Source organism: Kribbella sp. NPDC050281, from assembly GCF_040655855.1.
Lineage (GTDB): Bacteria > Actinomycetota > Actinomycetes > Propionibacteriales > Kribbellaceae > Kribbella.
Genome location: NZ_JBFAKS010000007.1, coordinates 70380 through 84792, shown reverse-complemented (window position 1 = coordinate 84792; position 14413 = coordinate 70380). Strand labels below are relative to the sequence as shown.

General features: G+C 69.6%; 14 protein-coding genes. 10 read left to right on the top strand and 4 right to left on the bottom strand.

Features of this window, described 5'->3' with window-relative positions; genetic code table 11:
• Positions 1 to 11: 11 nt before the first annotated feature.
• From AB0I34_RS10010 to AB0I34_RS10000, 3 genes are read right to left on the bottom strand one after another with little or no spacing between them, the layout of a single operon-like run.
• On the bottom strand, positions 12 to 422 hold the full coding sequence (locus AB0I34_RS10010) for a type II toxin-antitoxin system VapC family toxin (protein ID WP_360442447.1): 411 nt from the start codon (positions 420 to 422) through the stop codon (positions 12 to 14).
• Positions 419 to 697, bottom strand: a complete 279-nt coding sequence (locus AB0I34_RS10005) for a type II toxin-antitoxin system prevent-host-death family antitoxin (protein ID WP_360442444.1) — start codon at positions 695 to 697, stop codon at positions 419 to 421. Before AB0I34_RS10005 ends, AB0I34_RS10010 begins: the two co-directional genes overlap by 4 nt.
• Positions 698 to 740: 43 nt before the next feature.
• Positions 741 to 2165: a PLP-dependent aminotransferase family protein gene (locus AB0I34_RS10000; protein ID WP_360442441.1), complete on the bottom strand. Its 1425-nt coding sequence runs from the start codon at positions 2163 to 2165 to the stop codon at positions 741 to 743.
• A gap of 63 nt (positions 2166 to 2228) precedes the next feature.
• On the opposite strand from AB0I34_RS10000, the gene AB0I34_RS09995 reads away from it, so the two are divergent.
• The 7 genes from AB0I34_RS09995 to AB0I34_RS09965 all read left to right on the top strand — a co-directional run bounded on the left by AB0I34_RS09995 (position 2229) and on the right by AB0I34_RS09965 (position 10969).
• Positions 2229 to 3341 (top strand): pyridoxal phosphate-dependent aminotransferase, encoded by a 1113-nt coding sequence (locus AB0I34_RS09995; RefSeq protein ID WP_360442438.1) that lies wholly within the window; start codon positions 2229 to 2231, stop codon positions 3339 to 3341.
• A gap of 9 nt (positions 3342 to 3350) precedes the next feature.
• The gene (tmk, locus tag AB0I34_RS09990) at positions 3351 to 5336 is read left to right on the top strand and encodes a dTMP kinase (protein WP_360442435.1); all 1986 of its coding nucleotides are present in this window, start codon (positions 3351 to 3353) and stop codon (positions 5334 to 5336) included.
• On the top strand, positions 5333 to 6535 hold the full coding sequence (locus AB0I34_RS09985) for a DNA polymerase III subunit delta' (RefSeq protein WP_360442432.1): 1203 nt from the start codon (positions 5333 to 5335) through the stop codon (positions 6533 to 6535). Before tmk ends, AB0I34_RS09985 begins: the two co-directional genes overlap by 4 nt.
• Before the next feature lie 118 nt (positions 6536 to 6653).
• Complete coding sequence (locus AB0I34_RS09980) at positions 6654 to 7322, top strand: DUF4190 domain-containing protein (RefSeq protein ID WP_360442429.1); 669 nt, start codon at positions 6654 to 6656, stop codon at positions 7320 to 7322.
• Between the two features lie 27 nt (positions 7323 to 7349).
• A complete protein-coding gene (locus AB0I34_RS09975) occupies positions 7350 to 8342 on the top strand; it encodes a DUF4190 domain-containing protein (RefSeq protein ID WP_360442426.1) in 993 nt (330 codons plus the stop codon).
• A gap of 39 nt (positions 8343 to 8381) precedes the next feature.
• The gene (gene ricT, locus AB0I34_RS09970) at positions 8382 to 9434 is read left to right on the top strand and encodes a regulatory iron-sulfur-containing complex subunit RicT (protein WP_360442804.1); all 1053 of its coding nucleotides are present in this window, start codon (positions 8382 to 8384) and stop codon (positions 9432 to 9434) included.
• Between the two features lie 8 nt (positions 9435 to 9442).
• Positions 9443 to 10969 carry an alpha/beta hydrolase gene (locus AB0I34_RS09965; protein ID WP_360442423.1) on the top strand — a complete coding sequence of 509 codons (1527 nt, stop codon included), beginning with the start codon at positions 9443 to 9445 and terminating at the stop codon, positions 10967 to 10969.
• Positions 10970 to 10971: 2 nt separating this feature from the next.
• Here the strand turns inward: AB0I34_RS09965 and AB0I34_RS09960 are convergent, their stop codons facing one another.
• On the bottom strand, positions 10972 to 11598 hold the full coding sequence (locus AB0I34_RS09960) for a hypothetical protein (protein WP_360442420.1): 627 nt from the start codon (positions 11596 to 11598) through the stop codon (positions 10972 to 10974).
• A 90-nt stretch (positions 11599 to 11688) separates the two neighbouring features.
• Here AB0I34_RS09960 and AB0I34_RS09955 point away from each other — a divergent pair, with 90 nt between their 5' ends.
• The 3 genes from AB0I34_RS09955 (at position 11689) to AB0I34_RS09945 (ending at position 14403) form a co-directional block, all read left to right on the top strand.
• Positions 11689 to 12039 carry a sterol carrier family protein gene (locus tag AB0I34_RS09955; RefSeq protein ID WP_360442801.1) on the top strand — a complete coding sequence of 117 codons (351 nt, stop codon included), beginning with the start codon at positions 11689 to 11691 and terminating at the stop codon, positions 12037 to 12039.
• Between the two features lie 90 nt (positions 12040 to 12129).
• On the top strand, positions 12130 to 13416 hold the full coding sequence (locus tag AB0I34_RS09950; protein ID WP_360442417.1) for an MFS transporter: 1287 nt from the start codon (positions 12130 to 12132) through the stop codon (positions 13414 to 13416).
• 228 nt (positions 13417 to 13644) lie between these two features.
• Entirely contained in the window at positions 13645 to 14403 is a 759-nt protein-coding gene (locus AB0I34_RS09945; protein WP_360442414.1) for a hypothetical protein, read from the top strand.
• The last annotated feature ends 10 nt before the right edge of the window (positions 14404 to 14413 follow it).

Here is a 14413-nt window from a genome sequence, read left to right as displayed (position 1 = left end):
AGGCAGCAACCTCAGTCGGCTCCAGGAGCAGCTGTCGCCAGGCCGACGGCGTTTGCGGCGGACAACAGGCGCTTGTCATAGGTCACGAACGCTGTGAGCTCGATGCCTTCGATGACAAGGGTCTCGGCGCTGGCCAGGTGGATCGCGTCAAGGGTTCGTAGCATCGGGTCCAGGTAGGCCGCGGCCGTAGCGAGGACAGTGTCGTCGAGCGGAACACGGTCGATCCGTGCGAGGACAGTCGGGACGGCTTTCAGGCGGCCGGGATCTGCCCGGCGCAACGCCCGCGGAACCTCAGTGAGCACCAGTGAGGATGCGACCAGTTCCTTGTTGTCCGGCTGCGCCGCCAGCCAGGTCTCGAGTGCGCCGGTTTCTGCTTCCCGTCGGATCAGCTTCACGATCGCGGCCGAGTCGAGGTAGATCACAGACGCTCCTCGCGGAGGTCCGAGATGATGTCGGTGGAGTCGATCGAGAGGTCCGGTTCGCCTGCCGGTGGCGGAGGTAGCGGTCCCGGGTCGCTGGCGGGGATCAACCGGCCGCGGCGAATCAGGTCGGCGCGGATGCTGGAGTTGTCGTCAATGGGGACCAGGCGGGCCGCCGGGCGCCCGCTGATCGTGATCTCCAGGGACTCACCGTTGGCCACCCGCGCCAGTACGGCGCTGGTGTGCTGATTGAGCTCACGCACCGGAATGCTGTCCATGACCCCAGTGTAGAACATCATGTTCTACGTCGGCCAGAACCCTTCAGATCGCGATGGCCGGCCGGGGGTGGACTCGGTCGGTCGGCGGGTTGTAGGACTTCCAGGCTGTGGTGAGGCGGTGTGCTGCTTCGGTGAGGTCGGTGGGGCGGGCTCGGAAGTGGAGGCGGAGGTAGGGGTCGGCGGCGCCGGTTACGTCCAGGCCGGCGCCGGGGAGGATGGCCAGGCCGTGGCGGAGGGCGGATTGGGCGAAGGAGTTGCCGTCGCCGTGGGGGAGGCGTGCCCAGAGGGTTTGGCCGCCGCGGACGGGTGGGACGTGCCAGGTCGGGACGTGTTCGGCCAGGAGGGCGTGCAGGTGGTCGTGGCGGGTCTTCAGCTCCTGCGCCAGGCCTAGGTCGTCGAGCTGCGTGACCAGGTGTGCGGCGGCCAGCTGGGTGGGGACGTTGCCGCCCAGGTCGTGGACGGCGCGGACGCGGGCCAGGCGGGTGATGAGCGGAGCAGGTGCGCGGACCCAGCCGATGCGTAGCCCGCCCCAGATGCTCTTGCTCAGTGAGCCGACCGAGATCACCGCATCGCTGTACGCCGCCAGCGGCTTCAACCGCGGCTCACCAGGGAAGCCGAGATCCGCCGGCACCTCGTCCTCGATCAGAGGTACGTCCGCCGCCGCAGCCGCCCGCGCCAACCGCTGCCGGGCCAGCGGGGACAGCACGGACCCCGTCGGGTTGTGGTACGTCGGGATCACATACGCCAGCGCCGGACGCCGTTCCCGCACCGCCGCCTCGAAGCCCTCCAGACCAACCGGCAGCCCACGCAGCACCGCCGCCCCCTCCCGGAACGCCTCCAGCGCACCCGGGTACGTCGGAGCCTCGACCAGGACCTGATCCCCAGGAGACAGCAGCGTGTGCGCCAGCAACGAGAGCGCCTGCTGACCACCGTTCGACACCAGGATCTGCTCCGGCACCGTCGGTACGCCGTACTCCGCATAACGCCGAGCGATCGCCTCCCGCAGGACCGGTACGCCGTACGGGTAGTAGCCGATGTCGCCGCTGATCTTCCCGAGTTCCGGCACGATCCGCGCGTACGCCTCCGCAACCTGCGGCGGCGGATCCTCCGGCGCGGCACAGATCGCGAGCAGTACGCCGTCGCCGTGCGACTCCAGCGAGTCCAGGAAGATCGGGTCCACCGGCGCGTCCTCGACGGCGGCCCCAGACGGGACTCCAGCCACCCGCGTCCCACTGCCCTGGCGCCGAGTGATCCGCCCTTCGGAGCGCAGCAGCTCGTAGGCGGCCACCACCGTCGTACGCCCGACGGCCAGCGCTCCAGCCAGCGCCCGGTCCGGCGGCAGCAGTGCGCCCGCAGGCAGCTCACCGTCGTCGATCAGCCGGCGCATCCTGGCCGCGAGCAGCACGTACAGCGGGCCGCGGCCCGACGACCAGCGTCCCAAACGCTCACTCAGCTCGATTGGTCTCATCTGCAAACCAATTGTGCCGGATTGGCTCTGGGGTCGCCAGGGCCGGTCCCGGACCATGGCGGCATGGCCACCTTCCCGCGCAACGACATCGTGTCCCTGACCGACGAAGAGTCCCGCCATGAGCTCGGCGAGAGCTACGGACCCGACCTCCGGCTCTCGGACCTGCTCACCCCCGAGCTGGGCGACCTGGAGCTGAGCTACGGCACCGCCGCCGGCGACCTCCGGCTCCGGACCGCGATCGCCGACGCGCACGGCGTACGTCCCGATCAGGTGGTCGTCACGGTCGGCGGGATGCACGCGATCTTCCTGCTCGCCTATCTGCTCGCTGATCACGGTGGCGAGGTCGTCACGACCGCACCGCTGTTCCCGCTGACCCGCAACGCCTACGAATCCGTGGGTGCCGACGTCCGCGTGATCCCACTGACCTTCGACGACGGCTACCGGCTGACCGCTGACGCAGTCCGCGAACGCCTTACCCCACAGACGAAACTCGTCAGCCTGACGACACCGCAGAACCCGTCCGGGGTCGCCGTACCGCTGGAGACCCTGCGCGAGATCGTCGCCGCCATGAGCGAGATCTGCCCCGACGCGTATCTGATCGTCGACGAGACCTACCGCACCGCGACGTACGGCGATGATCCGGTGGCGGAGACCGCGATCCACCTCGGCGCGAAGGTGGTGACGGTCGCGTCGCTGTCGAAGTGCCACGGCGCGGCCGGATTGCGGATCGGGTGGATCGTCAGCACCGACGCGGATCTGGTCGATCAGCTGGTGACCTCGAAGTTCAACACGGTGGTGTCCGCGTCCCCGGTGACCGAGGCGTTGGCCGTCCGTGTGTTCGAGCTCGAGGACGAGATCCTCGCCGTACGACGCCCGTGGCTGGCCGAAGGAGTCGCAAGCACGGAGGAGTGGGTGCGGGCGCACAGCGACCTGATCGAGTGGGTCCGGCCGGACGCCGGCGCGTTGTGCACGGTCCGGATCAAGCCACAGGTCGACCTCGATCGATTTCGGGCCGCAGCCGCTGAGCTGAGTGTGCGGCTCGCCGAAGGCGGCTGGTTCGGCGACGAGCCGCGGGTGTTCCGCCTGGGCTTCGGATTCCCGCCGCCAGTGGAGCTGAAGGCCGCCCTCGACGCCTTGGCGACGGCACTGCACCGGGCTGTCGATGCTGACGACTAGGCTTTGGGTGTGCCGGAGGTATATGACCCGCTGACCGATCCCGCACCGGCGCATGACGTGCGCGCGGTGTTGCGGATCCGGGCGTTCCGGCGGCTGTGGATCGCCTTCGGGCTGTCCAGCCTCGGTGACTGGATCGGCCTGCTGGCGCTGACCGCGATGGCGAAGGCGTTCGCCGGTGACGACTACCAGGCGGCGAACTTCGCGATCGGCGGCGTGCTGTTCCTGCGCGTGCTGCCCGCACTGGTGATGGGACCGGTGGCCGGCTGGATCGCGGACCGGCTGGACCGGCGCTGGACGATGATCATCGGCGATCTGGTCCGGGCCGCGTTCTTCGTCAGCATCCCGATCGTCGGCACGCTCACCTGGGTGCTGGTGGCAACGGTGCTGATCGAGATCGTGAGTCTGATCTGGGGCCCGGCCAAGGACGCCAGCGTGCCCAACCTGGTGCCCCGGCACCGGCTCGAGGCGGCCAATCAGATCAGCCTGATCACGACGTACGGGACCGCTCTTCCGGCCGCCGTCATCTTCACCGCGATCACCCTCGTCTTCCGCTGGTCGGGCGACTTCGCCATCGACCTGGCCGTGTACGTGAACGCCGCGACCTTTGTCATCTCGGCCCTCGCGATCGTCTCGGTCTCGGAGATCGGTCGCGCGGTGCACGAGCACGAGGACCACCCAACGCTGTGGCGGACCATGGTCGAGGGCTGGTCCTACGTCACCGGTACGCCGGTGGTCCGCGGGCTGGTGGTCGGCATCTCCGGGGCGTTCGCCGCCGGTGCGGTCGTCATCGGCCTCGGCCGCACGTACGTCGAGGACCTCGGCGCCGGCGACCCCGGGTACGGCGTGCTCTTCGGTGCCGTCTTCGGCGGCCTCGCCCTCGGCATGGGGTTCGGGCCGCGGCTGTTCTCCGGTCTGTCCCGGCGCCGGCTGTTCGCGGCCGGGCTGGTCGGGTCCGGGATCTGCCTGACCGGATTGGCTTTGATCCAGCAGATCGAGATCGCCACCATGATCGCGATCCTGCTCGGGTTCTGCGCCGGTGCGTCCTGGGTCTCCGGCTACACGCTGCTCGGTCTCGAGGTGCCGGACGCGGTTCGCGGTCGCACCTTCGCCTTCGTGCAATCCGCCGTACGCACGGTGCTGGCGGTGACGCTGGCGATCGCGCCGTTCGCCGCCGGTGCGATCGGCCGGCACACGTATTCGATCGGCGGCAAATCGGTCACCTACAACGGTGCCTCGATGACCATGCTGATCGCCGCGATCGTCGCCGGGGTGATCGGCCTGATCGCGTGGCGGCAGATGGACGACCGCCCGGGTGTCCCGTTCTGGCGTGACCTCCGGCGCAGCTTCGGCAAGACCCCCGGCGTCTACCCGACGACCGGCCTGTTCATCGCGCTCGAGGGCGGTGAGGGCGCCGGGAAGTCGACCCAGTCCGCGCTGCTGGTGAAGTGGCTGAAGGAGCACGGCCAGCAGGTCCTGCTCACCCGCGAGCCCGGCGCGACGGACCTCGGCAAGACATTGCGGCAGATCGTGCTGGACCCGGCCACTGGCGACATCTCGCACCGGGCCGAGGCGCTCATCTACGCCGCCGACAAGGCCGAGCACGTGGACTCGGTGATCAAGCCCGCGCTCAAGGCCGGCGCGGTCGTCATCACCGACCGGTACGTCGACTCCGCTCTGGCCTACCAGGGATCCGGGCGCGATCTGGACCTGTCCGACGTGGAGCGGGTCAACCGCTGGGCGACCGACGACCTGCGGCCGAACCTGACCATCCTGCTCGACCTGCCGCCGCGGAGCGGGCTCGGCCGGTTCGCCGAACGGGACCGGATCGAGGCCCAGTCGCACGACTTCCACGAGCGGGTCCGCAACGCGTTCCTCGAGCTCGCGGCCGCGGAGCCGCAGCACTACCTCATCCTCGACGCCACCCAGGACCGCGAGGACATCGCCCAGCAGATCAGAGCCAGACTCCAGCCGATGCTCCCGAAGGTGGACCTATGAGTGTGTGGGACGACCTCGTCGGGCAGGAGCCGGCGATCGCCGTACTCAGGAAGGCTGTGGCCGGGGCCGAGGCCGGCATGCGCGGAGAGACCGGCGCGGCGGTGGCCGGGATGACGCATGCCTGGCTGATCACCGGGCCGCCCGGATCCGGCCGATCGAACGCCGGGCGTGCGTTCGCGGCCGCCCTGCAGTGTGCGAACCAGGGCTGTGGTGAGTGCAACCAGTGCCGTACGGCGCTCAGCGGTGCGCACCCCGATGTGTCGCTGATCCGCACCGAGCTGCTGTCGATCCGGGTCAGCGAGATCCGCGAACTCGTCCGCCGGGCCGCGATGAGTCCGACCCAGGGCCGCTGGCAGGTGATGGTGGTCGAGGACGCGGACCGGCTGACCGAGCAGGCCGCGGACGCGTTGCTGAAGAGCATCGAGGAGCCCGCGCCGCGGACGGTCTGGGTGCTGTGCGCACCGACCGTGGAGGACGTCGTACCGACGATCCGGTCGCGATGCCGGCTGCTGGTGCTGCGGACGCCTCCGGTGGCCGCGGTGGCGGACATGCTGACGACCAAGCTCGGGGTGGATGCGGAGCTCGCCGGGTTCGCGGCGCGGGCCGCGCAGGGGCACATCGGCCGGGCCCGGGCGTTGGCGCGGGACGAGCAGGTGCGGGAGCGCCGTACGAAGGTGCTCGAGGTCCCGTTCGCGCTGCGGGACATCGGAGCCTGCCTGAAATCGGCGCAGCAACTGGTCGACGCAGCCAAGGAAGAGTCCAAGGCGAGCGCCGAGAGGGTCGACGAGAAGGAGCGGACCGAGCTCGAGCAGGCGCTCGGCGTCGGCACGAAGGGCGCTCGGCCACGCGAGGCGGGCGCCGCGATCAAGGAGCTCGAGGAGCAGCAGAAGGCTCGCGCGAAGCGCTGGGAACGCGACGTGCTGGACCGGTCACTGGTCGACCTGATCGCGCTCTACCGGGACGTGCTGGTGGTGCAGACCCAGGCCGGCGCCGAGCTGATCAACGCCGAACTCAGTCGCCCGATCGAGCAGCTGGCAGGCCGGACCACACCGGAGCAGACGCTGCGACGGATCGATGCCCTGTCGGGCTGCCGGGAGGCGATCGTGACGAACGTCGCTCCGCTGATGGCGCTGGAAGCGGTCATGATCGCGCTGTTCGAGGGCTCGGCCAGCCCGTTCGTGAGACTGGCGTCCGACTAGCGGGCAGTCGTGGCGTCCGGTTAGCGGGCGGCCGATGTAACACCGAGACCGGCGAGTCCGATGACTGGGTGTCCGGGCAAAACAGAACGCTCGGCGGTTTTTGCCTGAACGGACCAACATGACCCAGCCGCCCTCTCCGATCCAGCCTGTGCGGCCGTCGCTACCGTCAGCAGAGTCCTGGCTGGAGGGCGTCCCGACGCCGGCGCAGCAACGGCAGGACAGATACGCCGTCGCGGCCTTTGTGACCAGCCTGCCCGGCCTGGTGCCGGTGGCGCTGGTCCTGGCCGTGATCGCGCTGCGCCGGATCAAACGAACCGGCGCCCGCGGCAAGGGCCTCGCGTACGGCGCGCTGGCGATCACGCTCTGCTGGGTGATCGCTACCAGCGTCGCGGTCGGCCTCAACCTGTACGGCGAACGGAAGGCGGGCATCGGCCGCACGGTAGGCATCGCGGAGGTGCGCGTGGAGCAGTGCTTCGACGCGGACCTGGAGGCGGAGGCCCTGCGGCTGGTGCGGATCCAGGACTGTGCGATCGCGCACACCGGCGAGGCGTACGCCAAGGTTCGGGCGAACCTGGCCGGCCTGTCCGCGGAGGAGACCCAGACGGTCGCGACGCAGCAGTGCGCGACGGCGTTCAAGACGTTCATCGGGAAGCCGTACGAGCAGTCCGAGCTGGACATGTACTACGTGGTGCTGGAGGATCGCGCTGTTGCTGACGGCAACGTCCTGTGCCTGGTCGGGATGCCGGGGACCCGGTTGACCGGTAGCATGCGCGGGTCGCAGCGGTAGCTGTCGCGGCGGATTGCTGGGGGAAGCGTGAGCCAACCACCGTACGGTCCGGAGCCGGACCGGCCACAGGACACGCCGAGGTCGTTCCCGACCTATGGCCGTGCCGGACGACCGCCTGCCCAGCAGCCAGGCCCCGCCCAGCCGCCGGGTGCTCAGCAGCCGGGCGCCGGGCCTTGGGTGGCGCCGGGGCAACCGCAGTCACTGCCCGGGCAACCGGCGTACGGTCAGCAGCCTTACGGTCAGCAGCCCTATGGGCAGCCGGCGCCGTATGGTCAACCACAGCAGGGGTATGGGCAACCGCCGTACGGACCGCCTGGGTATGGGCAGCCGGGGTATGGGCAGTTTCCGCCGGCCTACGGGTACGGGTATCCGGGGGCGGCGACGAACACCACCAACTCGCTCGCGACCGCGGCTCTGGTGACCGGTCTGGGCAGCATCGTGTTCTCGATCGCGGCTCCGGTGGCGGTCGGGCTCGGCATCGCGGCCCTCGTGCAGATCAAGAAGCGCCGGCAGAGCGGTACCGGGCTGGCGATCACCGGCATCGTCGTCGGCGGCCTGATCACGATCTTCTGGGTGGGCTTGATCGTGGTGATGATCGCGGTCGGTTCGGACCGTGACGACGACTACTACGGTGCGCCCCAGCCCACCTCGTCGTACCCGAGCACGACCACCTACGTGGACGATCTGGCCGTCGGCGAGTGCTTCGACAACGGGAACGCCGAGGGCGAGGCCATCCGCCAGCCCTGCTCGGAGGCGCACGACGGCGAGATCTTCGGCAACCTCCAGCTTGTGGACGGTCCGTACCCCGGCGAGGACGAGGTGGACCTGGAGGCGGAGAGCACCTGCTCGGCGGCGTTCACGACGTACGTCGGCAAGAGCACGGCCACCTCCGAGCTCGAAGTGTCGTACTGGGCGCCGGACGAGTACCAATGGAACAACCACGACCGCCTCGCCGTCTGCGCCGCCTACGGCCCCGGAGGCGACACCCTCATCGGCACCGTCAAAGGCAGCAAGCGCTGAGCATCTGCGGCCCTGGCCAGTACTCTGGCTGGCGTGGGCATGGTGATGGCAGTGTCGTTCGAGCGCTACGGGCGGCTGTACTACCTGGACCCCGGCCCGCATCGTCCGCGCGTCGGGGACAAGGTCTTGGTGCCGACCGACGACGGTCCGGAGGTGGCTGAGTGCGTCTGGGCGCCGCAGTACGTGACGGAGGAGATCGGCGGGCTGCCGCTGTGTGACGGCATTGCCACCGCCGATGACCTGGACCGGGACGAGGCGAACCGGGTGCGCCGGGCCGATGCGCGGGTGATCGCGAAGCGGCTGATTCGCCAGCACGGACTGCCGATGAAGGTGGTCGGCATCGACTTCGTCGACCGGCGGCCGGATGTGGACCAGTTGGTCATCGTGTACTTCTCCGCGCCGCACCGGGTCGACTTCCGCGAGCTCGTACGGGATCTGGCCCGCGGGCTCCGGGCCCGGATCGAGCTGCGTCAGGTCGGTGCCCGCGACGAGGCCCGGCTGCAGGGCGGGATCGGGCCGTGCGGGCGGGACCTGTGCTGTGCGACGTTCCTGAAGGACTTCGAGCCGGTCAGTGTGCGGATGGCGAAGGACCAGGACCTGCCGCTGAACCCGCTGAAGATCTCTGGCGCCTGCGGGCGGCTGATGTGCTGCCTGAAGTACGAGCACCCGCTCTACCAGGAGTTCAACGCGAAGGCGCCGTCCGTCGGTACGCCGGTGGAGACCCCCGCGGGTGATGGAGTGGTGGTCGGACACAACGTGCCGAGCGACACCGTGGTCGTCCGGCTGGCCGCATCAGGCCGGCGCTGTGCGTGCAGCCGCGCGGACGTGTGTTCACCCCGTCAGCAGTACGAAGCCTCCAGTACGACGACGCCCGACGCGCCACTGCCCGAGGACCTCGTGGACGTCGTACCGGACGAGGCGGAAGCCGCGCCGACGACTGTGCCGACCCCCACGCCGGAGACCATGGCAGAGCACTCAGCCGCGGAGGATCCCGCGGCCGCGGTGGAGGAGACCACGGAGCAGCGGCGCCGCCGCAAGCCCCGGCGCCGCCGGCGCCTGCACCACGAGGACGAGGGAGACGCCCCGCAGTGAAATTCCGCATGACTACCGTGTTGTTGGCAGCCGTTGCGGTACTGGCGAGTGGATGTGGGGTGGCGAGCCGGGCCCAGGATGGGGAGAGCGGCGGGACGGCCGGCTCGAGTCCCGGCCAGCCGAAGGGGCCGGCCGGGCCGATCCCGGCGGGACTCGAGAAGTTCTACCAGCAGCAGCCGGACTGGCAGCGCTGCGGTTCCAACCAGCAGTGCGCGACCATCACCGTGCCGCTCGACTACTCGAAGCCGGCCGGTCAGACGATCGAGCTGCGGGCGCGGAAGGTGCTCGCCCGGGATCGTGGCGGGAAGATCGGGACGCTGTTCATCAACCCCGGCGGGCCGGGTGGGTCGGGGCAGGAGTTCGCCGCCTCGGCCGGGTTCGTGCTCGGGCAGCCGTTGCTGCGGAAGTTCGACGTGATCGGCTGGGATCCGCGCGGCGTGGGCGAGTCGACCCCGGTCAAGTGCCTGGACACCGAGCAGCTGGACAAGTTCATCGCGGCCGACGGCAGCCCGGACGACGACGCCGAGATCAACGAGCTGAACAACGAGGCGAAGACCCTCGCGAACGGCTGTGAGCAGCGCTCCGGCGAGCTGTTGCCGCACGTGTCGACCAAGGATGCCGCCCGCGACATCGACGTACTGCGGGGCATCGTCGGCGATCCCCAGCTGTACTACCTCGGCATGTCGTACGGCACCTACCTGGGCGCGACGTACGCCGAACTGTTCCCGAAGAACGTCGGCCGGCTCGTGCTCGACGGCGCGGTCGACCCGTCGAAGACGTCGGAGCAGAACAACATCGCCCAGGCGAAGGGCTTCGACACCGCGCTGGACGCGTTCGCCGAGGACTGCGCGCAGCGGTCCTGCCGGCTCGGCAGCACCAAGGCGGAAGTGCTCGCGAAGGTCGACAAGCTGATCAACGACAGCGACGCGAATCCGTTGCCGGGTGACGGGAAACGCCAGGTCACGCAGGCCCTGGTGGTGCTCGGGGTGATCTACCCGCTGTACCTGAAGGACTTCTGGCCGCGCCTCGAGGATGCGGTCCTGGACGGCCTTGACGGCAAGGGCGCGCGCCTGCTGGCTCTCGCCGACGAGTACACCGGGCGCACGCCGTCCGGGTACGAGAACAACCAGAACGAGGTCATTTACGCTGTCAACTGCCTGGACCGACCGGACATCACCTCGGTCGCGCAGGCCAAGGCCGAGGAGCCGGAGTACCAGGCCGCGTCACCCCGGTTCGGGTCGTTCCTGTTGTGGGGCTCGGTGGCGTGCGCGAACTGGCCGGTGAAGCCCGAGGACAAGCCGCATCCGATCAAGGCGGCCGGGGCCAAGCCGATCGTGGTCGTCGGCACGACCCGCGACCCGGCCACGCCGTACGCGTGGGCCGTCGGCCTGGCGCACCAGCTGGAAAGCGGTGTCCTGATCACTCGGGACGGTGACGGCCACACCGGCTACAAGGCTGGGAACGAGTGCGTCGACAACGCGGTGGAGACCTACCTGCTGCAGGGCACGGCGCCGACCGCCGACATCAAGTGCTGACGTCAGTTCGGGCGGTTGTCGCCGCTTGAGGGCGGCAGCTGGAGGGTCTGGGTGGCGCGCTCGAGTACGGCGCGTAGGGCAGCCTCGTCCTGCGGGCGGCCGCCGACGGTGATCTCGATCGCGGAGCTCTCGCCGCCGTCGGTGGAGACGAAGCGCGACAGCCCCATCCGCGGGCCGCGGTTCTGGTCGACGTAGGTGTAGATCAGCGTGCCGTCGGCGCGGCTGATCACGTCGAGGTCCTGCTCGTCGATGCTCTTCGCGCGGTTGTCCACCAGCTTGTCCGGCGACGAGTCGCTGCCGCGCGTGTCGAACCGGATCTGCCAGACACCGGCCGGATCCATGAAACGCGGGCGGGTGCCGGCCTGGCTGCTCTTCCAGCCGGCCGGGACCTCGGCCGAGACCAGCGCCTTCTCGGTGCCGAACGTCTGCTCGGTGTAGCGCAGGGAGTCGGCCTGCAGCCCGTCGGAACGGGTCGTGGTGCCAGGGGTGGGCTGGCTGTTCACGATCTCGGCGGGCTTGTCGCCTGCCAGTGGGTTCCCGTTGATCGCCAGCACGCTGCCGAACACGGCAACGCCGACGGTCATTCCCGCCAGCGTCATCAGCAGCGCCTGGTGCCTGGGCGTGAGCATCCCGACCTCGCTTCCCGATTCTCGAGCCTGATTATCGTGCACACAGGGGGCGACCCCACAAATCGGCGCGTACGCTGGCACGTCGTGAACATGCTCGGCCCCCCACAGGATCAGGCTTTTCAGCAAGCACTCCAACGGTACGTCGCCGGTACGGCGGAGCGCACCGACCTGAAGCTGCTCACCAAGCAACTGCTGAAACGCCTGGTCGCGAAAGCCCCCGGTCACGCGGTCGAGGTCCGCGTCCCGCCGTACGGCGCGGTGCAGTGCATCGAAGGCCCTCGGCACACCCGTGGCACCCCCGGCGCGGTGGTCGAGCTCCCGCCGGAGCTCTGGATCGACCTCGCCCTCGGCCGCACCACCTGGATCGAGGCCCGCGCCACCGGCAAGCTCCGGGCCAGCGGTGAACGCACCGACCTGACGGCGTACCTCCCGCTGGCCTGAAGCGCGATCGACGCCAACGGCAACCAGTCGGGTCCCGAGGGATGGATAAAGCTTTTCGCCGCAGCCGCGGTCCGATGTCACTATGTGCCGGTGGCGTCAAGTGTCCGTGAGCGACTGGGCCGGCTGCGCGTCGATCTGACGCCCTGGCGGGGCTCTCGCGATTTCCGCATCCTGGTGGTCTCGGGCTCGGTCTTCTTCCTCGGCGGCATGGTCGGGTACGTCGCCCTGCCCTACCAGCTGTACCAGATCACCGGCTCCAACTTCGCTGTCGGTGCGATGGGTCTGGTGACGATCGCGCCCCTCGTCGTCTTCGGCCTGTACGGCGGCGCGCTCGCGGACCACGTGGATCGCCGCAAGCTGCTGATCGGTACCGGGGTCGCACAGGTCCTCATCTGCGCGACCCTGCTCGGCAACACCCTCCTCGCCAGCCCGCGAGTGTGGCTCATCTACGTCTGTGGTGCCCTGAATGCGATCGCCTCGTCGCTGCAGCGCCCCAGCCGCGAAGCACTGCTCCCGCGGGTGGTCAAGCACGCTGAGATCCCGGCCGCTGTCGCGCTGAGCTCTTTGACCATGCAGATCGGGCAGCTCGCCGGGCCGGCGCTGGGCGGCGTACTGGTCGGGTCGGTCGGCGTGACCTGGGCGTTCGCGGTCGAGCTCACCGGGTTGATCGTCGCCACCGGGCTCTACCTCCGCCTGCGTTCGTACAAGACGAGTGAGCACAGCACGCCGCCGAGTCTGGGCGCGATCGGCGGCGGGATCGTCTACGCGTTCCGCCGCAAGGACCTGCTCGCCACCTACCTGGTCGACATGGTCGGCATGTTCCTGGCGATGCCGATCGTGCTGTTCCCGGCGTTCGCCACCGAGATCCTGCAGCAGCCGAAACTGCTCGGTCTCCTGTACAGCGCTGAAGCGATCGGGGCGATGGTCGCCAGCCTCACCAGCGGCTGGGCGAAGCACGTCCACCATCAGGGCCGGGCCGTCGTCCTCGCGACCATGACCTGGGGTGCCGCGGTCGGTGTCGCGGGCCTGGCACCGAACATCTGGTTCGCGATCGCCTTCTTCGCCGTCGCGGGCGCCGCGGACATGGTGTCGGTGCTGTTCCGGTCGGTGATCTGGAACCAGACCATCCCGGACGAGATGCGAGGTCGGCTGGCCGGGATCGAGATGCTCGGCTACTCGCTCGGCCCGCTCGGTGGCCAGGCGCGCTCCGGCCTCGTCGCCGACCTCGCCGGTGTTCGGACCGCGATCGTCAGCGGCGGCATCCTCTGTGTCGCCGGCGTGATCGGAACCGCGGTCTGGCTGCGCGAGTTCTGGCAGTACGACTCCCGCACCGACGAACACGCGGTCCGCGAAAGGGAGCTGCGCACAGCCGGTTAGAGTCGGGCCATCATGCGTATCCGCCGTGTTGTGATCGCCGGGCTGACCGCGGCCGCCCTTGCGGGTTGCGGCGGACCGGGTCAGGAGACGGCGCCGAACGTGCCGCCGCTGGTCTCGGTCAGCACGACACCCACCGAGACGCCCTCGGAGACGCCCTCGGCGACCCCGAGTGATCCGGCCACATCCAAGGTTGCGGACACGCTGTGCGTGCGAATGGATCAAACGCTCGTGCAATCGACGCTGGCGGTCCCGGTGGTACAGATCCAGCCCAAGGCGATCCCGGCCGAGTTCGGCCTGCCGACGTACGACGTCTGCCAGCTCGGCCTGAGTACCAGCCCGAGCGGCCCGGTCCTGCGGGTCGGGATTTCGGTGCTCCCGGCAACAAAGGCGACGCTGACCGCGACGCAGCGCGCGTACGCCGCGACGAAGCGGCAGCCGGCCAAGCCGGCGGCCGTGGGTGAGGGCGGGTTCGGGACCAGCACCTTCGTGGTGTTCCTGCTCGACGGACGGCTGTACAAGGTCAGCGGTCCGTCAGCGACGCTGGCGAAGTACGTCCTCCTCGGCCAGGACGTGGCCCGGCAGGCGCCGGGACTGCCTGAGGCGCCGCCGCTGATCACCCGCCCGGACTGCGAGCGCGGTACGTCGGCCGCGGAGAAGGTGCTCGGCGCGCCCGCGATGATCCGGCGCGACGGCGAAACCACCCTCGGCGATCTCGTCTGCGGCTGGGTGAACCCGACCAGCGTGATCTCGACGTCAGTACGGCGTACTCCGAAGGCGGAGGCCCTGATGGCGCCGATCCGCAAGGCCACGACCTCACAGTCGCTCCCGCTCGGCGACGAGGGGTACGTCGACACCGCCACCGGCCGCACCACCATCCGGGTCGGCGACGACAAACTGGTCGACCTGGTCCCGCTCCCGGCCCGGGCGGTCGACCCCGACCTGATGACGAAGTTCGCCCTCGCCATGTCCCCGCTCTACACCCGCTGAGCGGTCGTGT